The sequence below is a fragment of the Paenibacillus polymyxa genome, assembly GCF_018614975.1.
Classification (GTDB): domain Bacteria; phylum Bacillota; class Bacilli; order Paenibacillales; family Paenibacillaceae; genus Paenibacillus; species Paenibacillus polymyxa_E.
Genome location: NZ_JAGGNR010000018.1, coordinates 129,895 through 155,152, shown reverse-complemented (window position 1 = coordinate 155,152; position 25,258 = coordinate 129,895). Strand labels below are relative to the sequence as shown.

General features: G+C 49.5%; 15 protein-coding genes. 13 read left to right on the top strand and 2 right to left on the bottom strand.

From position 1 onward, the window contains the following. Positions 1-95: 95 nt before the first annotated feature. Complete coding sequence (locus J7E78_RS17280) at positions 96-1,028, bottom strand: hypothetical protein (protein WP_215077446.1); 933 nt, start codon at positions 1,026-1,028, stop codon at positions 96-98. A gap of 2 nt (positions 1,029-1,030) precedes the next feature. Further along, positions 1,031-1,174 (bottom strand): hypothetical protein, encoded by a 144-nt coding sequence (locus J7E78_RS17275; RefSeq protein WP_164783298.1) that lies wholly within the window; start codon positions 1,172-1,174, stop codon positions 1,031-1,033. Positions 1,175-1,436: 262 nt separating this feature from the next. Between J7E78_RS17275 and J7E78_RS17270 the strand changes: the two genes are divergently transcribed. The 13 genes from J7E78_RS17270 to J7E78_RS17210 all read left to right on the top strand — a co-directional run bounded on the left by J7E78_RS17270 (position 1,437) and on the right by J7E78_RS17210 (position 25,170). Beyond that, complete coding sequence (locus J7E78_RS17270; protein ID WP_215077445.1) at positions 1,437-3,230, top strand: vWA domain-containing protein; 1,794 nt, start codon at positions 1,437-1,439, stop codon at positions 3,228-3,230. 280 nt (positions 3,231-3,510) lie between these two features. After that, positions 3,511-6,900, top strand: coding sequence for a tubulin-like doman-containing protein (locus J7E78_RS17265; protein WP_091036105.1), 3,390 nt, complete (start codon positions 3,511-3,513; stop codon positions 6,898-6,900). 1 nt (position 6,901) lies between these two features. Next, positions 6,902-9,352, top strand: coding sequence for a transcription initiation factor TFIID (locus J7E78_RS17260; protein WP_251035103.1), 2,451 nt, complete (start codon positions 6,902-6,904; stop codon positions 9,350-9,352). Between the two features lie 245 nt (positions 9,353-9,597). Next, a complete protein-coding gene (locus J7E78_RS17255; protein ID WP_215077444.1) occupies positions 9,598-10,881 on the top strand; it encodes a vWA domain-containing protein in 1,284 nt (427 codons plus the stop codon). Between the two features lie 19 nt (positions 10,882-10,900). Further along, positions 10,901-11,548: a beta-mannanase gene (locus tag J7E78_RS17250; RefSeq protein ID WP_215077443.1), complete on the top strand. Its 648-nt coding sequence runs from the start codon at positions 10,901-10,903 to the stop codon at positions 11,546-11,548. Positions 11,549-11,637: 89 nt separating this feature from the next. Continuing rightward, a complete protein-coding gene (locus tag J7E78_RS17245; RefSeq protein ID WP_215077442.1) occupies positions 11,638-12,897 on the top strand; it encodes a TRAFAC clade GTPase domain-containing protein in 1,260 nt (419 codons plus the stop codon). After that, positions 12,894-16,088, top strand: coding sequence for a GAP1-N2 domain-containing protein (locus J7E78_RS17240; protein WP_215077441.1), 3,195 nt, complete (start codon positions 12,894-12,896; stop codon positions 16,086-16,088). The genes J7E78_RS17245 and J7E78_RS17240 overlap by 4 nt, the downstream gene beginning before the upstream one ends. Before the next feature lie 489 nt (positions 16,089-16,577). After that, positions 16,578-17,462, top strand: coding sequence for an ABC transporter ATP-binding protein (locus tag J7E78_RS17235; RefSeq protein ID WP_215077440.1), 885 nt, complete (start codon positions 16,578-16,580; stop codon positions 17,460-17,462). A gap of 228 nt (positions 17,463-17,690) precedes the next feature. Then, positions 17,691-18,170, top strand: a complete 480-nt coding sequence (locus tag J7E78_RS17230; protein ID WP_047840764.1) for a glutathione peroxidase — start codon at positions 17,691-17,693, stop codon at positions 18,168-18,170. Between the two features lie 494 nt (positions 18,171-18,664). Continuing rightward, positions 18,665-20,026 carry an FAD-dependent oxidoreductase gene (locus tag J7E78_RS17225; protein WP_215077439.1) on the top strand — a complete coding sequence of 454 codons (1,362 nt, stop codon included), beginning with the start codon at positions 18,665-18,667 and terminating at the stop codon, positions 20,024-20,026. A 383-nt stretch (positions 20,027-20,409) separates the two neighbouring features. Continuing rightward, a complete protein-coding gene (locus J7E78_RS17220) occupies positions 20,410-21,261 on the top strand; it encodes a formate/nitrite transporter family protein (protein WP_215077438.1) in 852 nt (283 codons plus the stop codon). A 428-nt stretch (positions 21,262-21,689) separates the two neighbouring features. Beyond that, positions 21,690-23,753 carry a molybdopterin-containing oxidoreductase family protein gene (locus J7E78_RS17215; protein ID WP_215077437.1) on the top strand — a complete coding sequence of 688 codons (2,064 nt, stop codon included), beginning with the start codon at positions 21,690-21,692 and terminating at the stop codon, positions 23,751-23,753. A gap of 193 nt (positions 23,754-23,946) precedes the next feature. Further along, positions 23,947-25,170, top strand: coding sequence for an MFS transporter (locus J7E78_RS17210; protein WP_215077486.1), 1,224 nt, complete (start codon positions 23,947-23,949; stop codon positions 25,168-25,170). Positions 25,171-25,258: the final 88 nt, after the last annotated feature.

Below are 25,258 nucleotides of genomic sequence, written 5' to 3'. Positions count from 1 at the left end.
GCTGACGCGCATGCAGGGGTGGATGAAATTGTATTCGTCTATATACAGGAAGTGAGTTTGCACTAAACTACGTTTTTTTTCTCAATATATCATCCCTACAGCTGAACATCTGCGTATTGATCCCGATATTTCTCGTTATACACCCGACCTACCGACTCTGCCAGTCCTCCGCGTGCCTTGCTCGGATAGCGTTCAATCGTGTGATAAAGTCTCATGAATCGATCTTTGGGCATAAAGCGGGCGTAGCGGGTAATAAGACTAGGGAATAACTCAATATATTTGCTCTTGCGCACGGCAGCAGCAGCTACAGCTGTGAGAATTTGAATTCCATTGTGCAGCTGTAAAATGTTCACTTCATAGGTAGCGATATAACGAATCGCATCTTCACGGATCAAATCCGGCTTAAGTCGTGCGATCTCACCGATATATTCAGCGAGCAGCCGCTCGAAACTGCGTAGAAGCAAGGGCTTGAGCTGCAGATCCATATCACTGCGCAGGACAAAGGATTGTAATAGCGCAACCTGTTGCAGTCGAATCCGGTCATTGTAGACGAGTGAGCCGATCTCGCGGAGCATCTCATAGGCGAGTGCTTCATCCTGCTTTCGAGCTTCGGCGACCAGAGCCCAGTTGCGGTTAATGCCCTGGCGGATGAGTTCCTCATCCTGTTGCAACGTGCGCTTTAACTCGCGCTGCTGCTCTACCTCGAACGAACGTTTCTGCATGAAGATCAGTAAGGCCAGAAGCAGCAGGGAAACGCTGGCTGCCGCCATGGTCTGATCTATGGTTTCGCCAAAATAGGTGGCCGCTGCACCGACCAATATCGTAATGAACAGGTCGCGTGCAATGCGGCGTTTCACACGGGAAGTTGCCTTCGCCTGAACGGAATTCAGGGTACCTCGGCCACAGGCCGTGCACTCCTCTTCCCACAGGCAGGTATACTGTCCACAACGGGAGCAGACTTGCAACTTTTCATAGGCATAGGTCGTTCGTTGAAATGGTTTTATGGATACAACTCGTTTAGTACTCATGCTCAATCACGCTCACCATTCAGAATAGTGTAGAGGGTACGATCCGTGTCTTCGCGGGAGACCGGTTTCCGCCGATGAAGCTGGAGTGCAAAACCCTTTATGATGACAAAAAGAAACAATATGGCGAGGCATCCGTATGTAACCATAATCCGTTCCCTTCTATGGCTTGGTAAACAAGCACTGTTATATTGCAGTTTGCTGGCAATAACTATATCATATTTCCATAGTTGGTACTTTTGAGCCAGTTCAAGGTATGAAATCGTCGATTTTTGTCAGTCATTACAAAACTGTAACTCAAGATAGGGGTGCTTTTCAGAATTTATTAGCAGACTGTTAAGATTTCCTTAAGGCTTGACGCCTATAATAAACTATTCCCATTTTAATCTCAAACGTGAAGGAGTACACCCAATGCTGCGGACACGCAAAATACGCTGGCTCAGCGGAACGATGGTTCTGCTGGCCATTCTAACGCTTCTGCTACCTCAAGCGTTGCTGCCACAAGCTGCAGCGGCTCAGGCACAGACAAGCGGAATCGATGCGGTACTTGTAGCCGATGTAAGTAACTCAATGAATACAAGTGACCGTGACAAGATCAGTAATGAAGCCATGAAAATGTTTATTGATATGCTGCCAGTCCAGGGGGACAAGGTAGGGATTGTCGCTTATACCGATCAGGTGGAGCGGGAAAAGGCATTGCTTACGATTCAGTCCGATGCGGACAAGAGCAGCCTGAAGAATTTTATTGATCAGCTCGGTCGAGGCCCATATACCGATGTTTCAGTTGGTGTCGCCGAAGCGGTGAACATACTGAATCATGGTGCAGACCCATCTCACTCGCCAATGATCGTGCTGCTGGCGGATGGTAACAATGACTTCAACAAAACCAAAGGCCGTACACAGGCACAATCCGACGCTGATCTCGCGAAAGCCGTGAAGGAAGCACAGGATCAGGGTATCCCGGTATATACGATTGGACTGAACGCCGATGGCAAGCTGAACAAGAATGCACTCGCAGACCTGGCTCAGCAGACTGGAGGCAAGTCATTCATTACCGATACGCCGGATGATCTGCCACAGATTCTGAGTGAGATCTTCGCCGATCATGCCAAACTGAATGTGGTGAAGCTGCCCTCTGTAACGGGAAACGGCAGTTATCAGGAAGTTACCGTGAACGTACCGAACGATAGTGTATTGGAAGCAAACATCTCGATCATGTCCTCGAAGCCGGTGGAAGTGCAATTGACAGACCCTTCCGGACAAGCCGTGGACCTGAGCTCGGATGCAGCCAAGCTCTCGACATCAAAGAGTTATTCACTCGTGAAGCTGTTGAAACCCCAAGAGGGAGACTGGAAACTTCGGGTAAAAGGGGCTCCGAAAGACAGCATCGATATCAACCTGTTGTTCAACTATGATCTTCAACTCGTTGTGGACCCGATTAAGACCAAGTCCTATACCAAAGGAGACCAGGTTGATCTTGCTGCCAAACTGGAGAATGGCGGTCAGCCGCTTCAGGATAATGATCTGTATGCAGATATGAAGGCCACGCTGGTCGTGAAAGATGTAGATACAGGTAAGAGCGAAGAACAACCTTTGGAAAACACAGGTTCTGGTTTTGCCGGAACGTTTGAAGTACCGGACAATCATAATTATGAGTTGATCATCCGTGCGGAAGAAGACAGCTTCTACCGCGAAAGTTCGCCAATCACGATCAACGCGAGCGGAGCAGCTGGAAGTGGATCTCAACCGACAACCTCAGGCGGTGAACAGGACAAGCCGTTTCCTTGGTTACCTGTCATCCTGGGTGTTATAGCTCTGATTGTGGTTGGTGTTGGTTCCTGGTTCCTGATGGGCTGGCTGAAACGCAAAAACCGGGGATTTGTAGGCCAGATGGTCGTGGAGATTCGTGATGAGAACACGGGAGACAAGTCATATCCGCAATATAAAAAGCTGGTATCCTTCCGGGGCAGATTCCATCTGCATCAGTTGTTGCAACTGGACCCTGAGCTGAAGGAAACCGAAAAATATGTATTTACGCCCGGCAATGGGGATCGAATTATAATCCGTAACACCGCAGGCGGTACACTGGAGAAATCTGGTCGTGCAGTCGATGCAAGCTCAGGCGTTGAACTGAAGAACGGTGACCGACTGAGCATCCCGCTGCAACAGGCGGACAAGACCATTTTAATTGAGTATCTGGTGTAAGTTGATTATTTGGTTTAAAAGGAATGCAAATTTAAGTTGGATATAATTGTTTACACAAGAACGGAGAGGACAGAGAAAACCTGAAGAAGCGAAGCGTTCGCCTAAAAGCTTTCTGAAAGAAAGCTACATCGGAAGCATACGCTATCCTCAGATTTTTCCCTTTAGAAAAGGGAATCAAAAAAATCTGAGGATAACAGCGATCGAAAGGTTACTCTGTCATCGGAGTGGCAAGTGTAATGAGTTTGTAGCCCAACTGGTCTAACTAAAGGGAGGACATGGAATGAAACCGATTGTTAGAGAACATATTCAGCAACTGGATGTATCACTTGGCGGAGGGATCGTCAGTGAGAAAATTCGAGTTGATACGATTGATAACCCCATTCTGATTATTGGTCTGGGAGGAACGGGAATTGATGCGTTGCTGCGCCTCAAATATCAGATTAACCGTCGTTTCAAGCTGCCACAGGACCCGGTATCCAAGAAAAAAATGGACAAACCGGACAATGTGGAGTTTCTGGCTTTTGAGACGAACGAACAGGATCGTGCCAAAAAGTATAAAGGGATCGGACTCGATCCGATCAATGAATTTGTGTTGCTGTCCAATGCCGAGATTGGCGGACTCTTACAGAACCGCAGCGTGCTGGAGCCGTATATTACGGACTGGCTGTCTCCGGAACTGAGCATCACGGATGGCATGAACGGCGCAGCAGGCGTGCGTCAGGCTGGACGTCTACTGCTGTTCACGAAGATTAATCAGGTCGTGCAGGCCATCGACAAAAAGATCAAAACCTTATCCGTAGGCACCAACAAAAAACTGATGGTGTTTCTGCTGACAGGACTGTCCGGCGGTACAGGCAGCGGCTGTTTCCTCGATATATCCTATATCGTGCGCGGTATTATCGAACGTGATCACGGTTCTGCCGGGATTGACCGCGTCAATACGCTTGGATATCTGTTCACGCCGGACGTGAATCTGTCCAACAAAAGCTTGAGCGAACACACGCGTGAATACATTCGCAAGAACGGATATGCTGCGCTCAAAGAGCTGGATTACTGGATGAACGTGGATAGCCGCGGTGAGCGGTTCACACAGAAGTACGGTAATATTTTAACGGTTAACTCACCACTGCCACCATTTAACCTGTGTCATCTGATCTCAGCGACGAATACCGAAGGCAAACTGCTGGAGAACGCCTACGATTACTGCATGAACGTCACGGCCGAGAACATTACCAACTTCATGGCAAGTGAGGAGAAGCAGTCGGGTGAGGAGTTCGCAATCCATGACTATATCAGCAACATTCGCACCAACATCGCACAGATGAACAAGGTGTACCCGGCTAACTATGATTACAACATCATTGGTGCATCTTCGGCTGTACTGCCGATTGAAGAGATGACCACGTATCTGGCGTATCGCATGTTCGACAAAATGAACACCATGTTCTCCAAAGCGCCAAACCAGGAGGATACCGAGAAGTTTGCCCGCAAGCTGGGCATTGATCTCGAAAGTGTGGTCAAGTCCTTTGAAGCGCGCGTGCCAGAGCCGCTGCCTGGTTATCAGAACAGTGAGCGTCTATCCTATGGCAACGTGGTGAAATCACAGGTTGTGAATATGGACACCGAACTGGAGCAGAACTTCCTGGCGCGTGCCCGTGAAGAATATATCAAGGCGAAGAAACAACTGCCTGGTGAGATTGCGGGTCAGTTCACCGAACAGATCCGGCGTATGTTTTTGCATCCCGAACAAGGTCCGTTCTATGTCTCTCGTCTAATTTATACGGAAAAAGGCTTCTGTGTACTGAAGATGATTCAGTCGTACATCGAAACCCTGCGTGAGAATGCCTTCCGCATTCCGCGAGATATTGAAGCAGCTCAGGAGCAGTCCGAAGAGAAGCTGGGCGATGCGAAGAGTGCTTTTGTCTCCAAAGAGAAGAAAAAGAATGCTTATATTGAAGCAAAAATTCATGAGTACTGGCTGCACGCCGACGTGGAACGCAACGATCAGATGATCGAGTTCTATGAAGATCTGTATGAGTTGCTGAACCAGGAGAACAGCCGCATTTATAACGTATTTACCGAGACGCTGAACGCCCTTAGCTCGATATTCGCGAAGAACGGTGATCTGTTGACACGTGGCGAGGAACAAGCCGATCACAAAGGCAACAAGACTTATTACTGGAACGTCGTAAGTGTACCGGATATCGTCAGTGTGGTGGACGGGCTGCTGGACAAGCGAGATACGGATGATCTGATCCGCGACTTCTCCCGTGAATTGCTGGAGAACTCCAGCCAGTGGGTGAAAGAAAACGAGATTGATATCGTCAGCTCCATCTCTGACTTCCTGAGTGAGAAATTCGGTGATCTGATTACTCGTTCCATGGAAGATTTCCTGGTGATCAAATACGGTCAGGATGAGTCGGTCGAGAAATTCGTGGAACGTTTCATTGCTGGCAAGTTGGATGATGAGGCCGTTCCAGTGTTTAATCTGAGCAACAGTACAGGCAGCCTGCATTTCCCTTCATGGGGATTTGTATCGGTACCGGCACAGGCGCCAGGCATTCTGAAAGGGATTCGTAATTATCAGAACAATGCGGTGGGCAAATCTCATTTTACGGTCAAGGAAAGTGAAGTACGTAACCGGATTTTCTGGCTGAATACCCGCAACGGGGTACCGCTCTTTGTATATACACCGCTCAAAGTATATGAGGAAAGTTATGAACGTACCATTTTGGACAAAGAAGGCATTGGTCGACACTTGGTGCAAACGGAGAAAAACAACTGGACCTATCTGCCGTCTCCGATTCCGGAGAAATCATGGGGAGATGTGTACGAGAACGCCCGCGTGAAGCAGTATAACGCCCGTGTGCGTAACGAGTTCGAGCAGGCGCTCGGTTACAACATTGTGACGGCCAAATCCATTGATGAGAATACAAGCAACCGGTATGCGATTGTGACAACAGAAGCGTTTGATTTGTCTGCCAAACTGGGAGCCTACGACATGCGTCTGACGTCCACAACGCCGAACCTCGGCGAAGTGAAGCGGGCCGTGATCGAGCTGAAACGTCTGCAATCCGAAGGGTTGCCTCGTGTGGGAGTTAAGGATATTTTCGGCAGTATTAATGAAGATATGGCCAAAGAAAACCTGGTACGCTCCCCGCAGCTAATCGCGCGCGTACGTGAGGAACTGGCAAAGATGAATGCCATCTCGGCCAAAGTTGCCGAACTCGAAGGCATTCTTGCCCAGTACCAGGACGAAGAGCAGTGGTATGATCGCTTCATCGAAGCGCTATATACCGACACCATCGTCAAAAAAGGTGCGCTCTACGTCTATGACCGTGACCCGGAAGAAGACGCATGGGAGCCATTCGCTAACCTGATGAAGAGCCGTAACTTTGCCGAGTATGAAGTGTTTGGCAACTTCCGCGGTCTGGCGGAAAAAGACCGCAGTACACTGCTGCGTAAAGCCTCTCGTCGGGATAATGATCTGACGGCTTCAGAAGATATCACCCCACTGCTGACAAAGCTGGATGATCTGGCTGCGCTGTTCATGGAATCGCGCGATCGTCTGGAGTATGAGCGGGTGGAACTCGCGAACGGGGAAGACATCTATCAGTTCTATAGAACGATGTCGTCGAAGCTGAACGACATTCGCAGAAGGCTGAAGTAAGATGGCTGCCGGGATGGAGTTAGGCTCGAACAATACCCTGAAGCGCGATCTGGAGAAGTACGCGGTACAGTACGCAACAGAGCAGGAGCGCCAAGGCAGCCTGGGTGATGGACGCAGCAGCATCCATTACCCGGCCTTGTTTCTGTTCGTAGGTGATCTGGTTGCACCTGCCGTGTCTGCTGTGCGGGAGATCAATCGGCTGAAATGGGATAACGGAGACGGTGTGGTCTACGTTCAGATCGGGACGGAAGATCAGGAAACATCCCCGGGTGAAACGAAGAGTGATAGCTCATCCGGTGACGACGGTCAGGTAACTCTGCACCGCTTACCCCTGTCCACTGGGCAGAAGGAGCGACCGTCCAAAACACGGCGCAAGGATGTGCATCGCAGTTTCCATGAGTCGGATCAGGCGCTCTACGATCTGAATCGTACGCTGCGGCGGGTCAGTAACCGAATTGCCGAATATGGACGGCTGTACTCGTCATTTGATCGGATTTACGTTACGGTGGTAACCAGGGCGGATGATCCGCTGAATGTATTGTTGCCAGAGCTTACCAAGCTGACGGAGACCATTTTGTCCCAAGCCTTCAAGTCGGTGCAGACGGATCTGCATGTATTGGTCAGCGAGATGGAACAGGTGGATTCCTTCGGGTATGCCAGCGCAGCAGGTCTTGCTTTTCTAAGGGAGCTGGATTATATGCAGTCGCTGGACTACACGTTCAGCGGTAATCTGCTGGTGACGGAGGATGGGATCTCCATTCCTGTTACACATCCCGCGTCACCGTTATTTGATCTTGTATATCTGTTGTCCGACAAAAATGAGCGTGGAACTGGCGTTCCCGGTGGCTGGATCGAGAATGCCGAGATCATCTGCCGAATCTGCCTGCTGAAGAACCGGAAGCAGGATGCAGATCACTTGGGCAGCGTTTCAAGTACGGGAGCGAACACGTACAACAATACATCCTTTAAAAACAATATTCGCACCACCTCTGATCAGCATGGTTATGCAAGTGCGGGTTTTGCCGAGATCAGGCGGCCAAACAAGCCGATAGCACTAGCGGTGTTATATCATATGTATCGGTATCTACTCGCACGCATGCGGCAGGAGCCGGATTGGAGCATCAAGGACAAGCTTGCTTTCTTCGGATTGGACGCGGCCTCGGTGGAGCGCAAGGTCGAAGGTCTGCTGCCGAGTGAAGATCTGGTTAGTGGCATGAGCGGCATCATGACGCATAATGTCAGTTTCTCCGATCTGAAGCCGCTCTCGCTGCGTGAAGCGGAGAGAGCATTGTTCGGACAAGGCGCTGAAGCGTACTTCCGTGATAACGTCGTCCGTCTTGTTGAAGAGCGTGTGCGCGAGCGCAGTTCTGGCGGCTCTTTGCGGCGTCAGGCCGAACAATCCCGCGCGGAGCATCCAGAGGTCGGTTTCTTCCAGTGGGCAGCCTGGAGTGACAGTGAGCCTGGCAGTGTACGTGAAGCGCTGCTCGGACTGATTCGGGATAAATCGATGCAGCTTGAATCGGCACGTGCTCTGCTAGAGCAACGTCAGCAAGAGCGGGTGGAAGATCAGTCGTTCAAACGGGCTTTGTTCCGTGATAAACAGAATGTTCGCAATCTGATTGACTGCATGCTGGAGCGAGTGTATGTACCGAAGGTAGAATTATTGCGACTGGAAAATGAATTACATCTGCTGCGCATCTACGATACGGAGATGGAAGAGCTTCACCGTTTCAGTCGCCACGTCACAGCAGCACTTGAAGCTCTGGAACGCACACTGCGAGAGACAGCCGCCCAAAGTATCGCCGCTGCGGATGAATACATCGGCCAGAACGTGATGGAGTACTACGGCAAAGTGACGGAAGAGCTAATCATCGACCTGGAAGCCAAGCGCGGACGGGATGTATGGTTTGAGGACCGTTACATGGGAGACATGAACCGACTCGCAACGGAAGGCGATGACCGCCTGCTGAAACGTCTGATGGAGGTATGTCACTCGTTGCTGCTTACGGCCGAGCCGCTGCGATTGCCATTTGAAGAAGAACTGTTGCAGCGAGCCAATGTAACGATTGCCTACGGAGACAAAGACGTATTAACCCGGGATGATCTGTTCCGCAGGTTGTACCACACACTGGAGGATCAGGCGGTTGTTCGGGTACGGGTATTCGATTATACGCAGGAACATCGGTATGAAGAGAAGTATTTCTTTGGTGACCACCATAGTGCTTTCATGGACTACGCGGCGCACGCCGAAGAGACGTCACGCATCTACAAGTTGGGTGTGGTGTATGAAGAACGCAGCAGTGGTGTAGAGAAGCTGAATCTGATGGGCGGTTTCCATCTGGAGGATCTCATGGTGTATCGGAACGGCAAGGTATATTATGATTCGTATACGGAGAATGGGTACGAGCTTCACCCTGCAGGTCTGGCTGAGAAGCTCTCGCCAATGCGATAGAATTGTAGGCTGTGTTTAATGGTGTGCCTTATGGATGGAAGGGAGGTACAGAATGCACGTATCCTTGGAATGGGCACAGTGCAGTTCAATGTGAATGATTGTGCAGTTGCTGCGTGTCTCCAATGGATTTTAACGTTCATCTGTTCTCCGTCCAGAGCAGGATGCAATTAGAACATGTTTGTCACCCGATATCTTGTATTAACTCAGCCCACTTCCGGTGGGCATTGGAAAGGATGCATGTGGACATGCAGCGAAAAATTAATCTTCTCCTGGTCCTGTTCAGCCTGATTGGCGGGGCAGTGGGCTTTGCGGCAGGAGAAATCATGCTGCGTCAATGGCTTGGGGAGATGCCACGTCTGTTGCTGCTGGGATTATACTTTGGCGTACTTGCGCTGAGTGTTGGATTGTTCTGTTTGATCGCAGAGATGATCTCACCCAAGCTGAATGGCGCTTCATGGAAGCTCCGATATCTGGGACTGTCGTGGAAACTGCTTGTTCCGGCAACACTGGCTCTGTTGTTTGTTGTTGGACTCGCCCTGCAATTGTTGTATCAGATCAATCCGGGCGGTGTGAAGCAAGTGAAGGACATCGTACTGATGATTGACAACTCGGGCAGCATGAACGATACGGACCCGGATAATGGACGCTTCGAGGCGGCCAAGACACTGATCAGCCAAATGGAGAGCGACAAACAGGTGGCGGTCATTACGTTTGATGACCAACCGCAGTTGTTGCAACCGTTTATTGCGCTGGGTAGTGAAGTGGCCAAGAATGAGGTTTATAGCAAAATCGATGGCATTGTTACAACTTCGGGTGGGACCAATTTTGATGCCGTGCTGCGGGAAGGCATGGAGCAGATTCAGGGCAAACAGGACCCGAAACGCGGTACCGTCGTCATCTTGTTATCCGATGGATTCAGTGAAGCGGATACGACCGATATTTTGTCCCAATATAAAAACGAACAGATTTCCATTAATACAGTCGGCCTCAGTCTGGTGGACCCATCAGGAACGGATCTTCTGCGTAATATTGCCCAGCAAACGGGTGGCATGTACTATGATGTACCGGATTCCGGTGGTCTGAATCTGGCATTCCAGCAGATCTACGATACGATTGATGAACGGACACTGGTGACGGAGCGTACAGGAATGATGGAACACAGCACGTATCTGGCGATCTTCCGTGTAGGAGCCATGCTGCTAATTGGAGTTGCGCTGGGTGTATCACTCGGATTGGTGTTTGATAACCGTCATCTCGCGCTCAGCTTTGGTATTGGTGGTGCGGTGTCGGGTCTGCTGGCAGGGTTGCTGCTGGAATGGGGCCTCGACGGTTCGAACGTGGGGGATACATTCGTACGTCTTGGTGCGATGCTCATCTTGTCTGGCGTACTGACCCTGTTCTCCTGGATTGTCCCCATTAAGGAGAACACGCCGCGGAAGAGCAGGGGTCGCCGTGAAGCTGGCGGCGGAACTTCTTCTGCCGAAGGGTTTGGTCAGAGACCAAGAGATACACGCAGCAAAGGATTCTAACGTCGGGAGGTCAGTGGAAATGCGGTTTACGGATGCAGACCCTTCGACACCCTTGATTCGAAAACTGACACTTGCGGTGGACGAAGGACGTTATACACTTCGCTGGCTCTGGCCGGAACGGGTGGAGGCAGTGTATGTGGAGCGGTTAGAGCTGGATATGATGAGCGATGATCGTAACGGTGAAGAGCCTGCACAGGGCAAGCTGAAGCTGTACACGAGAGAGGAATATAAGGCGAGCAATGGTTACACGGATCGGGTCACAGGTTTTGGTGCCATCAAGTACACGGTGTATATATGTCAGATGGAGGAAGACGGACCTGTGCTGATCCGTCAACGAGACGAGGACAACATGGTGATCGCAAGCGCAGGGAAGGCGGACATCCGCTTTTCCATTCGCTACAAGAGCGGCTTTTTTCAGAAACGAAAAAGTGTATTGATCACCGTCACAGCGGAAGTACCTGTTCCAAAGGAAGCCCTCTGTTATGTTCGCAAGCAGGGCGGAGTTCCGCTGAATAAAGAAGATGGTACGGTGTATCCTTTTGTGAGTGATTTTGCTCCCGGAAGAAATGAGATGCCGCCCGTTGAAGTCGCCAAGAATGATTATGTGCGATTATTCTTCACCGACGGACCGAAATATGGAGCCGCCTATCGGCTTATATCAGACTAGATAGTTGGACTAGCGATTGGAAGGTTACTCTGTCATCGTAGTGCAAGTGTAATCACCTTAGTCTGACTGATCAGGGGAGGGGAGTGGTTATGAGCTTTTTTAGTCGGTTTTTGAAGAGACAACAGCCGGAGGAACGTCCGCTGTTTTACGATATTGTATGCCCTTATTGTTTCAGCAGGTTTTCACCGGAAGAGGTGGTGTTCCGCGCCGCCCATCACCGCGATGATGATGAGGACTACGCACTTGGGGAAGATGCAAAGTTGAATCGATACCGCGAACGATTTGGACTTGACACGGTATTTGATATGGAGGCTGTGCTGGCCCCGCATGATGTACCGGAGGAACATCGGATTTATTCGGATAACATCGTGATGGGTCTGAACGATCGGTATGGTGTCGTTACACGCCGCCGGCTGTGTCCGCAGTGTCATAACGAGCTACCTGTTACAGCAGGTAAAGCACCGAGCAATATCATTTCCATCATTGGTGCATCCCAAGTAGGTAAATCCGTCTACATGACTTCATTGATCCATACGTTGCAGCATTATACGGCCGATCATTTTGACGCGGCTTGCATGCCACTGAATGCGGAGATCAGCCGCCGGTTCCGTGCGGATTATGAAGAACCGCTGTTCGAACGGGGCGATCTGCTGGATTCCACGCAGAAGGAGAAACTCCAGGAGCCGTTTATCTTCCAGTTTGTGTTCAAGGATGAGGATAAAGCGCCGCTAACCCTGGTGTTCTTTGACGTCGCAGGTGAAGGTATGGTGGAGCAGGATTATCTTGGACTTCACGGGCAGCACATCAAGAACTCGGCAGGTATTCTGTTCATGGTGGACCCGCTTCAGATTCGTTCGATTCGGGACAAAATTCGCATTAACCTCGGCAACGAGCCGGGAGAGTGGACACCAAGATACGATGAGCCGCGCGATGTGGTGCTCACGATGTTCGGTGATTTTATCGCGTATCAGGACAAAGCCAAGACCAATATTCCAACGGCCGTTGTGCTCACGAAAAGCGACATGCTGCATTCCCTCAAGGATGAAGAGGGGGATTATATCAAATCCAACAGTAACGTATTCCGCAACATGGTTCACCGCGATTGGTTCGACCTAACTGAGTTCGAGAATATCGACGGGGAAATCCGGCGTTTTATCGAGAAGGTGGACCGTCCGTTCAAGGGCACGATGGATGTGTACTTCAAGGATACAGCCTATTTCGCAGTATCTGCGCTGGGCAGCAATCCGGTGGATATGAAATTGCAGGGTGTGGTTAGTCCGATCCGCGTGGATGAACCCTTCTTATGGCTATTGTACAAGCTGAAGTACATTGAGGGGAGAGTGGGATGATGCGTTCTTCCGTAACCCCGCCCATTGAACAACAGCTGTATACCCGAGAGCGGCGCGGGGTGTTTCGCACAACGGAGGGGTTCGATACGGTTGCGGCATCGCCGGGACTGGACCCTTCTTTTATCAAAAAAGTACTTCACCCCTACTGTGTCTATGACGCTCCAGCGGAGCTGACAGGCCGTAGCGAGAAGGATGGGACAAAGTTCCCGGCGTCCATTCACCTGCTTCATCTGGAGAGTGGAGAGACGATCCTTGGGCAAAATGTATACCAAGCTGCGGATTTTACCGGGCTACGCAGCGCCTTTTTCGCTCATAATTACGTCTTGTCTCCCGAACGCTCGGAAGAGCAGATGAAGCAAGGTGGCTGGCTGGATGCTGTGTTCGCTACGTCCTATGACATCGAACAAGGTACAGTTCTGCCAGCACTTGCTGAATTGCCTATATCACCGGGACGTGGTCCTGATTCATCACCAGGCCAGATGCTGAGCGCCTTGAAGATGAACGAAGTGCTGTTCAAGCGCCTGCTCTACGCAGTAATGCAGTCTGTAGCGACACGCAGAAAAGTATACATTGCGCTGGACCTTCCCGCAGAGGAAGTGACCCCAGGGGCCAAAGGATTGTTACGTTTGCTGTACACGGCTTTACCCTACGCATTCCGGCGGCAGCTGGGATTCATGACGTTTGCCAAGGAGCCACAGGCCAAGAAGGGCATTCACATCCAGTTTGTAGAGCGGGGGACGTTACGTCCGAAAGACCGAAATACGGAGAAGGATTTCACCTTTGATCTGGTATCCGGCAGAGTGACACATGCGGATGCATCTGTGGCGAAGTTACCTTATGCGGAATTCGCCTTGGCCTTATTGCAGGAACCGGGTGCAGCGCATGCGTTCTATACATTTGCGGATGAAATGTTGTCCGGCATGGAGCCTGGAAGGGAGCTTTCCATTGAAGCCTATGGCGAACTTGCGGTGTTCTATGGTCTTGAACAAGGCATGGAAGACCTGTATCTGGATAACAAAAGCCATGTCCTGAGTGGTTTGCTGACCTATCTGAAGCCGGAAGGTGGGGCAAAGCAGCGTTCGCGTCTGAACGAGCTGTTCCTGACCTTGCTCAGCCGGGAACTGGATAGCGTGAAGCGTGAGAACGTACCCGAAGAAGCGGTCGCTGCTCGCATTGGAGAATATTTCAGTGTTGCCTCGCCCGTGGTGCAATCCCGGATTGTGGACTATTTCATCTATGGTGTGAATAATGCCCGCGCCCAGAAGCGTATGCGTGCTGTGCAGGAATTGTATGCTGTGCTGGATCGGGATCCGCAGCTGAATCGAGCTTTCTTTGATAAAGTGCTGGCCAATGAATCGCTTACCAAGCTGTTGTTCGAGCCTTATCTGGACAATCAGCTGAAACGCACGGAATCGGCAGCGCACGTTGTGGAAGTGATCCGAAGATGGGTTACGTCCCATCCATCTGCGATCCACTACAGCTTCTTGCAGGAGCGGACAGCCAGTGAACTGCGTGAACGGTTATGTTCTGCACCTAATCCGGTACAATCTGCGAATGAAGCGCTCCAGCGGGTTAGTGTGCTCGACAGGGTATCCGTGGAAGATACTTATGATACAGGCATTAAGGCACGAATTGGGCAATCTGAATCTACAGCCCGCCCTAATCGCAAAGGGGGATCTCCGTCTGCCAGTCAAGATCCGGCATATCAGGAGGAGTTAACCCGCCTTGCAGACAAGCTCGCTTATGTCATTAACCTGTTTATGATTCAGGATCTCGATCTGGATCGGGTTAATCGTGAACAGCTATTAAGCATTGATATTTTGCAGCATGGTAATGAGGTTCGGGATTGGGCGGCACGTCAGGGTTCTGATGTATCTGCTCGAACGAACATGATGCTGGCTGCGAGAGCGTGGCTTAGTGGCGAGGGGAATGAAAAAGAGGCATTGGAGGCACTTTCCCTGGCAGAACGCAATGAACTTCAACGCTGGACACGTCGCTGGCTTGCCGGAGAGTTGCAGACTCATCCGGGGATCGCGGCATATGAAGCTTTGCCGATGGCTTTTTATCGGGGAGGAAGCGGTAGCAATCGGTTGGACTATTCTGGCCTGATTGAATTCATCCGCACCAATGCAAGTCGTGCTGAAGGGCTGTATCCATTCTTCGAATGGTCAGGAGATCATCGAATGTTTGTCCGAGGTTCCAATGCGCATAAAGGATATGCGGATGCCATCGTGGCGTATTTCGAAGCTCATGACCGTGAAGCTTTCAAGTCGAAGTCGGCTTTCAAACCGTATTATGCAAGAGCCAGCAAGACAATGAAGCCGGTCTATGACCGTGCGAAGACGGAATTGTCCTCTCCACTGGTGCGGATGCTAACGGGTAAAAGGAAAAATCTGTTCGGATTAATCCTCTTGATCCTGATTCTTGGTATTGCTGGCGGTACATATGCATGGATGAAAGATTCTGTAGAGCCGCCAGCGGCATCCCCTCCATCTACCCAGGAGCCTGTCATACCGGCTGAACCTGAGGTACAGCTCGCGGAGCAGATTGCTTATATGATTCCTGCGAGTGAACAGGAGGGTACGGAATCACCTGCTCAACTGGTGATCCGTTTCAGGAATGATACGGGAAGCACTGAGTTTGAGCAAGGCAAACTTCAATTGACGATGAAGGATGGCAGTACTCAGGAGTTGGATACCACAGGCAAGTGGGAGAGTTTTAATCGGAATGAAGAGCCGGATACCCAAGATCCTTCCGATGGTAGTTCAGGAAGCACTTCCGAAGGGAGCACGGATGGGGCGTCAGCCGGAGACGTGGGGAACACAGAGCAGACGGAGGATGGCGATCAGCAGGCAGATCCTTCAACATCGGGTGATTCCGCTTCAGATTCTGCTACCGATACAACAACGGATACAGGGACGAATGCATCGTCTAATGCTGCGAGTGGACACCCGGACCAAGGGACCGATTCAGATCAAGCTACAGGTTCAAGATCGCCTGACACATCAGTATCCAATGAAGAGGATGCGACCACTCCTGCACAGATGTCTATTGGAGAGGTAGATCGCCTCTATCCGTATGGATTGCAGATTGATCTTCCAGCAGATGTTGACGCCGAGAGTATTGCCAGTGTGCAGAGCACTCAGGGCGGGATGACCGTAATCCAATTGATGCCGAAGCCGAAGCTGTAAGTTATTTTATATGAGCATGTTGCATAGATTCATTAAGTGTCTTTTGGTCCAATAATGAAAAATGCTGACTTCACACTTATTAAACGAGCGTATGTGAGATGACCTTGGACTTTAGATTTCAAGGTCATCTTTTTTTGTTCCACTTCCTGGATATAGCAAACGCATGGAAAAAACTCACACATTCACAATTCGGACATAAAATTAACGATTCAAGAGTTCGGGAGATAAGCAGAATGGATGAAATGCGCGGGATGAGTGAGAAAAGCTCTCATATGTATTCGTAAAGAAGAACTCCAATTGGCTTAAAAAGGTCTGAATGGAGCTTGGAACAAGCAGAAGAATTTCATTTTCATGTTGACAAATGATAATGATTATCAGTATCTTTAATGTAGAAGATATTTGCGCCGGAAATACACTTAATTACAATTTCGTTTTTGTTGTCTATAGCCGGATTGACATAACCGGGATAAATGAGAGAGGGATGATCGCATGTTTCGTCTGGAGACGACCAAGCTGGATATCGCTTATGAGGAAAGACTAATTGTAGAGGATCTGAATATTCAGATTCCCCAAGGAAAAATTACAGCACTTGTTGGAGCCAATGGTTCAGGGAAGTCAACCATCCTGAAAACGATGGCACGTATTATGGCTCCAAAAGCAGGTAATGTATTGCTCGACGGGAAGTCCATCCATAAACAGTCCACGCGTGAAGTTGCCAAGCAGCTTGCGATTTTGCCACAGAATCCAACAGCCCCTGAAGGTCTTACCGTTACTGAACTGGTATCGTATGGTCGCTTTCCTTATCAAAAAGGATTTGGCTCCATGCGTGCGGAAGACAAACGAATGATTGAATGGGCTATCGAAGTGACAGCCATGACTGAATTCCATGATCGTCCGATTGATCAACTGTCCGGTGGACAGCGTCAACGTGCCTGGATTGCCATGTCACTTGCACAAGAAACAGATATCCTTTTCCTGGACGAGCCGACTACGTTCCTGGATATGGCTCACCAGCTTGAAGTACTGCAACTGTTAGAGCAGCTGAATGCCACAGCTAACCGTACCATTGTTATGGTTGTGCATGACTTGAATCATGCTTCCCGTTATGCACATCACATGATTGGTATCAAAAAAGGTAAAGCCATTGCTCATGGTTCACCTGTGGAAGTCATGAACTCGGATGTGCTTCGTGAAGTATTCAACATTGAAGCAGATATCGTGATTGATCCGCGTTCCGGTGTACCGCTCTGCTTGCCTTACGCTCTTGCAGGTGAACGTCAGCAATCAAAGACGCCAGAGCAGATGGTCATGAACAATGCGATGGTTCATGCTGGAGGACGGACGGAACCACGTGTTCAAGCGATAGGAAGTTAACGAAATGGGCCAAACATTATAGAATGAAGCCGCTGTGCGCTATTGCACGCGGCTCTTTTGCATTCATGGGGATTTGCAACGCATGGGAGCAATGGAATGTGGGGAGATCCGAGATTTGGTAATCGCATCGGATCAGGTCTATAATAATAGGACAGGCTGTGGGTTCATTGGTTATGCCAACGTGCTCGCAACAGCCCAAACCAACATATGTCATGGGAGGAATCAGTCATGTCCGTATATTCATATCAGGCGGTAACCACCGCTAACCAAGAAGTCTCACTGGATCTGTATCAAGGTAAGGTATTGGTCATTGCCAATACAGCCAGCAAGTGTGGGCTGACCCCGCAATACGGTGAATTGCAAAAGCTCTATGATCGTTATCGCGATCAAGGCTTGGTTGTACTGGGTTTCCCTTGTAACCAGTTTGGAGGGCAGGAGCCAGGTACAAGTGAGGAAGCGGAATCATTTTGCCAGATTAACTATGGTGTGAATTTCCCGGTGTTTGCCAAGGTAGATGTGAATGGTGAGGATACTCATCCCCTGTTCCAATACCTGAAGGAGCAACAACCTGGCGTAGGTGAAACAAGCGACATCCAATGGAACTTCACCAAGTTCCTTGTTAACCGTGAAGGTGAAGTGGTAGGTCGTGTTGAACCAAAAGAATCACCGGAGACAATGATTGCAGATATCGAGAAATTGCTCGGTTAAACCATGACCATTTGAGAAGCCTGTCCTTGCATAAGTGAGGACAGGCTTTTTTTGTTTAACTGGTCCGCGTAGAAAGGTACATCTTCATCCACGTTATAGAAACGGTACCAGATGACACTCCCTGCATCCGGTCTAAAATATACGGTCCTTGCCGGTTATACTTGGTTCCATTCTCTCGCGCCGTATCGAACCATCGCAGGGCCCCTTTGGCGGCTCGTTCAATCGCGGAAGCCATTGCATAGCATAAAACGACCGGAATCCGGGGACAATGAAATCAATAAAAATGAAGGGAAGAAAGGCTTAAATACAGCGAAAAGACCTCTTTCGACAATTTTTTTTGCTCTACCTATTGCAATGTGAAAAATATCACATTATAATGAGTATATAAAGTGAAATAAATCACATACACAGTATCGGATAAGAAGTGAAATATTTCACAACTATATAAACCTTATATTCAAACTCAGTTATATAATTTCGAGGAGGAACTTTTAATGAAAATCGCAGTTATCGGATGTACACACGCAGGGACCGCAGCCATCGTAAATACCGCCAAATTGTACCCGGATGCTACCATCACCGTGTATGAGCGCAATGACAATATCTCCTTCCTGTCTTGTGGCATTGCGCTCTATGTAGGTGGGGTTGTGAAAGACCCTGACGGCTTGTTCTATTCTTCGCCTAATCAACTGGCAGAGCTTGGTGTTGAGACCAAGATGCTTCATGAAGTAACAGCAGTAGATGCCAAGGGCCATACCCTTCAGGCTAAAAACCTGCAAACCGGGGAAGAATTTGAAGATACGTTTGACAAACTGATCGTGACAACGGGTTCATGGCCTGTTGTTCCGAAGCTTGAAGGCATCGAGATGGATAACATTTTACTTTGCAAAAACTACAATCATTCCAACACGATTATTGAAAAAGCCAAAGATGCCAAACGTGTTACTGTTGTAGGTGCAGGATATATCGGCGTAGAGCTGGTGGAAGCTTTTCAAATGAATGGCAAGGAAGTTACTCTGATCGACAGTGTGGACCGTATTTTGAACAAATACCTGGACCCTGAATTCACGGATGCGATTGAAGATACGTTGACTGGACGCGGCATCAAGCTGGCTCTTGGTCAAACGGTACAGAAGTTTAATGGAGAGAATGGCAAAGTGACCAAGGTGATCACGTCCAAAGGGGAGTTCGAAACCGATTTGGTTATTCTGTGTATCGGCTTCCGTCCGAATACAGAGTTGCTCAAAGGCCAAGTGGATATGCTGCCAAACGGCGCGATCATCGTGGATAAATATATGCAAACGAGTCAAAAGGACGTCTTCGCTGCGGGTGACAGCTGTGCCATTCATTACAACCCAACAGGCAAAGCATCTTACATTCCACTGGCGACCAACGCCGTGCGGATGGGGACACTTGTAGCCCGTAACCTGGTTCGTCCTACGACCCAATACATGGGTACACAAGGAACATCGGGTATCAAAATTTATGAGCAAAATATCGCGGGTACCGGGATGACAGAAACGTCTGCTGCTGACGAAGGTCTGATTGTTGAATCTGTCGTACTGGAAGACAGCTACCGTCCGGAGTTCATGCCAACGGCTGAGAAACTGTTGCTTAAAGTAGTATATGAGCAGGCTACTCGTCGGATCGTCGGAGCACAGGTGATGTCTCAGGTTGATCTGACCCAATCGATTAATACGATCTCGGTCTGCATCCAAAACAATATGACCGTAGATGAGCTGGCCTTCATCGACTTCTTCTTCCAGCCACATTACAACAAACCATGGAACTTCCTGAACACGGCCGGTCTGCAAGCACTGCCTCCAATAGAAGTAAAAGCACCAGCAATGGTGTAAGGAAGGTTTATAGATGGTTGAGCAGATTGCATGATAAATGCCATAAGAAGATAAGTCATGCTTGTCCGTAAATAAGAGGTGTACAATAACTGCCAAGATTACGAAACAAGGCGGACTTTTTATAAAGGAAAAAGAAGACTGGCGAGTATATCGTCAGTCTTTTTTGTAGTTTTTTTTAGCTTCAAAAGGCCTTACTATACTCTTGCTGTCATAACTATTCCAAGAGGTTCTTAAAGTATCTTTTTAAACAACATTGTGATAATTTGCACAAAGTTTTGCATAGGACCAAGATACAATTAGGATATGGCGTTCGATGCATAACTAAGGAATTTCAGATGGTTTTATTCAATGATGAATGAACAATGAAGGAGAGGATGAATGATATGGCAGCAAAAACACCTCTTGAGGTTGCACAATATACGGCGCAAACAGGCATGAAGAAGGCTCAATATCCCGTGTCTTCTGTACTGGTGCTTAGTTTTCTGGCAGGGGCTTTTATTGCGCTGGGTTTTCTATTGGATATTCGGGTGATTGCTTCTGCCCCGGCAGAGTGGGGAAGTCTGGTCAATCTGATTGGAGCAGCAGTGTTCCCGGTTGGATTAATCTTGGTACTCATAGGTGGTGGCGAGTTGCTGACGGGAAACATGATGGCAGTTCCACTTGCAACGATTGCACGAAAATTATCCGTGGGTAGCATGTTGAAAAATCTAACCTTAGTGACGATTGGTAATTTTGTTGGAGCTTTGTTTGTCGCGTACGCGTTTGGACATGTGCTTGGTCTGACCGGAGAGGGTGTATATCTGGCGAAAGTGGTGGATATGGCTGGACATAAGCTGCATGATGGCTTCCTGCAGGCTTTTATCTCCGGCATCGGCTGTAACTGGCTGGTCGCGCTGGCCGTGTGGTTATCATATGCTTCGGATACGATGAGTGGCAAGGTACTGGGCATCTGGTTTCCAACGATGGCGTTTGTAGCCATTGGATTTCAGCACGTTGTGGCCAATATGTTCCTAATTCCAGCGGCAATCTTCGAAGGACATTATTCGTGGGGGCAATATGTAATGAATTTCATTCCGGTATGGCTCGGCAATCTGACTGGAGGTGCTCTGTTTGTAGCTGCAGCCTATTGGGTGGTGTACCTGCGTAAGTTGGAGCCGAAAGTTAAGCCGGAGGTAGCAACGTCGATCGAACCTGTGGAGACGGAAGCCAGAGTGATGTTGAGCAAGCAGGCGTAGCGGGCACAGCGAGGCATGTATACACGTATATTAGAAGTGAAGACGATTCTGATCTTGCTCGGATCATGGCGAATATGCTGTGATGGAGCCGGGCGGGATCGTTTTTTTTGTATGGGGTCCTTGTTGGAATTCAACGCAAAATAAATTCGCCATGACAAGGTTCGGGGGAACGAAACCTGTTCATGGCGAATTTCGGGAGTGGTCCATGATATGGCATGAGGAGGAAGTGGGGAAACACTAACCTAATGCCTTGTTTTTAATTTACCCCTGAATTTTGAAGATGAATCAGACGACAAAACATTTTTTTGAAAATAATTTGAAGCTGCTATAGCGGCGAATATTAGGCGAAAATATACTGTTTTCTTTACGTGATAACCTCGAAGAAGATATGATATAAGGATAGCTTTTTAAAGAGGGGGAGCCTTACGATGATCGATCAGGAGAATGGTGTATTTGCAGCGGTATGCCCGCTCGATTGTCCGGACACTTGTGGTCTGTTGTTACATAAAGAGAACGGGAAAATTGTGAAGGTGGCAGGCAATCCAGATCATCCGATAACCAAGGGTGCCATCTGTAATAAAGTCAGAAATATGACCGAGCGGGTGTATCACCCCGAGCGTCTACAATATCCGATGAAACGTGTAGGAGCCAAAGGCGAAGGCAAGTTCGAACGAATGAGTTGGGATGAAGCGATTCGCGAGATTACGGCCAAATTCACTGCATTGTCCGAAACCTACGGACCTGAGAGCATCCTGCCCTATAGCTTCTACGGCAACATGGGCATTCTTGGCGTAGACGGCATGGATCGGCGTTTCTTCAATGCGCTAGGTGCAAGTGTGCTGGAGCAGACCATCTGTAATGCGGCCGGAAATACCGGCTGGAAATATACGATGGGCGCCAACCGGGGAACGGTGCCGGAAGATACGGAGCATGCGGATCTCATCCTGGTATGGGGCGGCAATATTGTCAGTACGAATATGCATCAGGTCGTTTTGGCGGAGAAAGCCCGCAAGAAAGGCGCCAAGATCGTTGTAATCGACGTTCATCGCAATCGTACAGCCCAATGGGGCGACTGGTTTATTCCGCTGTACCCGGGCACCGACAGCGCACTGGCGCTGGGATTGATGCATGTGCTGTTCGAACGGGGACTGACGGATGAAGCGTTTATGCAAAAGTATACGGTGGGTCATGAGGCACTGCGTGATCATGTCCACAGTTACACTCCTGACCGGGTTGCACGCATTACGGGCGTGCCGGAGGAGACGATTGTGGAGCTGGCGGAATTATATGGCAACGCACAAGCAGCCCATATTCACATCGGCAATGGCCTCCAGCACCATGATAATGGGGGGATGAATGTGCGTAGCGTTGCATGTCTGCCTGCCATTACAGGGCAATGGCTGAAGCAAGGCGGCGGTGCCGTGCGTACCAACAGCTACGCGAGCACGAATAGCGATGCGCTGGAACGTCCGGAACTGCGGCAGAATTCGGAGCCGCGAGTGGTGAACATGAACCGGATTGGTGAAGCGTTGCTGGAAGCAGAGCAGCCAATCCGGGCGATGATGGTTTACTGCAGCAATCCACTGGTGGTGGCACCGGATACCGAGCGGGTGGAGCGAGGTTTTGCACGTGAAGATCTGTTCACGGTTGTGCATGATCTGTTCATGACGGATACGGCGAAATATGCAGATATCGTATTGCCAGCCACATCTTCATTTGAAGCGACGGACCTGTACACCTCTTATTGGCATCAGTACGTTCATCTGCAAGAGCCGGTAATTGCACCGATTGGGGAGAGCAAGAGCAATGTGGAACTGTTCTCACTGCTTGGGCAGGCTATGGGGTACGATCCTGCAATCTTCGGAGAAACGCCGGAACAGATGATTAAGGACGCACTTCAGGACACAGGCAACCCCTACATGAATGGAGTCACGTTAGAGGGACTGAAGGAACACCGATTCGTGAAGCTGGATATGACGCCATATGCTGCATATCTGGATCAGCTGCCCACGCCTTCAGGCAAAATCGAATTGTATTCGGAGACGATGGAACAGAGAGGGCTTCCGCCGCTCCCTACCTATAGCGCTCTGATTGAAGGCTATGATGGGGAGAATCCGGCTGGACCTGCCGATACGTATCCATTGATGTTCCTGTCGCCGCCAAACCATAATTTCCTGAACTCCACCTTTGCGAATTCAGCCAAGCATCAACGTTTGGAGAAGATGCCTCTATTGCAAATGCACCCCGAGGACGCTGCCCGCAGAAACGTGGAGGATGGCGATGCCGTGATCGTATGGAATGATCGTGGGCGCATCGAACTTACCGCCAAGGTGAGTGAAGCCATGTTGCCCGGAACCGTCATCAGCCAAGGCTTATGGTGGGATGGTGACGGGAAGAAGCAGCGGGCGAACTCGCTCACGTCCAATCGGTTGTCGGACATGGGGAACGGGGCTACATTCTTCTCGGCCACTGTCGAAGTGAAGCGTCAATGAGTGTGCTTGCAGCGTGATTTTTTTGAGGTAAGATGAACAAAGGCTAGAATTTGAGCAGGATCTAAAGAGCAATACATGTGACACATCATAAAACCTTCGCTCTGGCTGGTTATGGTTATGCCGTCAGGGCAGAGGTCTATTTTTTATGGCTATTTTCTTGTGCAGAGGTGCTAAGGAGAATGAATTAACGATGATGAGATGGCTGGATAACTATCCCAAAGAAGTGAGAATATTTTTGCTGGCAAGTCTGGTTAACGCAACAGGCAGTGCACTGATGTGGCCGCTGACCACCATGTATGTGTTTGATGAACTTGGACGCTCGATGGCTAACGCGGGTTTTGTAATCCTCATTCAGTCCCTGGGTGGCATCTTTGGACAATTGCTTGGAGGTTCATTGTACCACCGGGTGGGCGTGAAGAAGCTGATCATTGGCTCACTGGCGCTTAATGCGTTAGGTTTGTTTGCGTTGCCCTGGATTAGCGCGTACTGGGTCGTATTTATATGTGCCATGGGCTGGATTGGTCTGTTCAGTTCATTGTCACTGCCAGCGATTCAAGCCTTTATAGGCTTCCGGTTTGCGGAGCGACGCGGTGAATTATTCAATATTATCTATGTGGCGAACAATATCGGGGTAGCGATTGGTACGGCGCTGAGTGGTTTTCTGGCTGACTTTTCCTATCATCTGAGCTTTGTACTAAATGGTGTGACCTCAGCCGGGTTTGCGATTTTCTTCTGGTATTATCTGTCGCGGGTTGAACCGGATCAGGGGGAAGTACATCTGACGAAACGCAAAACCGTTCCCGATGGGCCGGGCGTCTGGGCATTGCTGGGCAATACCCGGTTATATCTGTTTATGAGCTTGGGCGTGCTCTTCCTGTTATTCGGCAACTCTATCTGGAACACAGGTGTGTCCCCGTATATCATTTCTGAGGGTATGGAGAAAAGAATGTACGGTCTGCTCTGGACCCTGAACGGTGTGCTTATCTTTGTGGGCCAACCCTTTACCAGCTGGGTTAAACGGACCATGGCCCGTACCTCCACGGCCCAGATGACGGCGAGTGCGGTATTCTATGGCATGGCCTACATTGTCATGATTACCATGTACAGCTATCCAGGCATGGTGCTCGCCATGGTACTTGCCACGTTTGGGGAGATGTTGATCTCTCCTGCAACTCCTGCGTTTATCTCGGAGCATGCCGGTAGGGCAGCCCCTTTTTACATCGGGATATCGGGTGGAATCGGTGCGGTTGGACGGGTTATCGGGCCCTATGCGATGGGGGTTATGTATGACAAGCAGGGACTTATTCCTGTAGCGTGGCTTGCAACAGGTACAGCAGCTATTGCGGTACTTGGTTTTGTACTGCACGCGGTGTTGAACCGTAATCGTGAGGTGAAGGAGTATGGGATGGATACGTAACGCTGTAACGTAATTTCTTTTCCCGATGAGATGAGCCAGGAATGTTCAGAAATCAGACTTGTTAGAGTGCATTCCCATGTCATTCAAC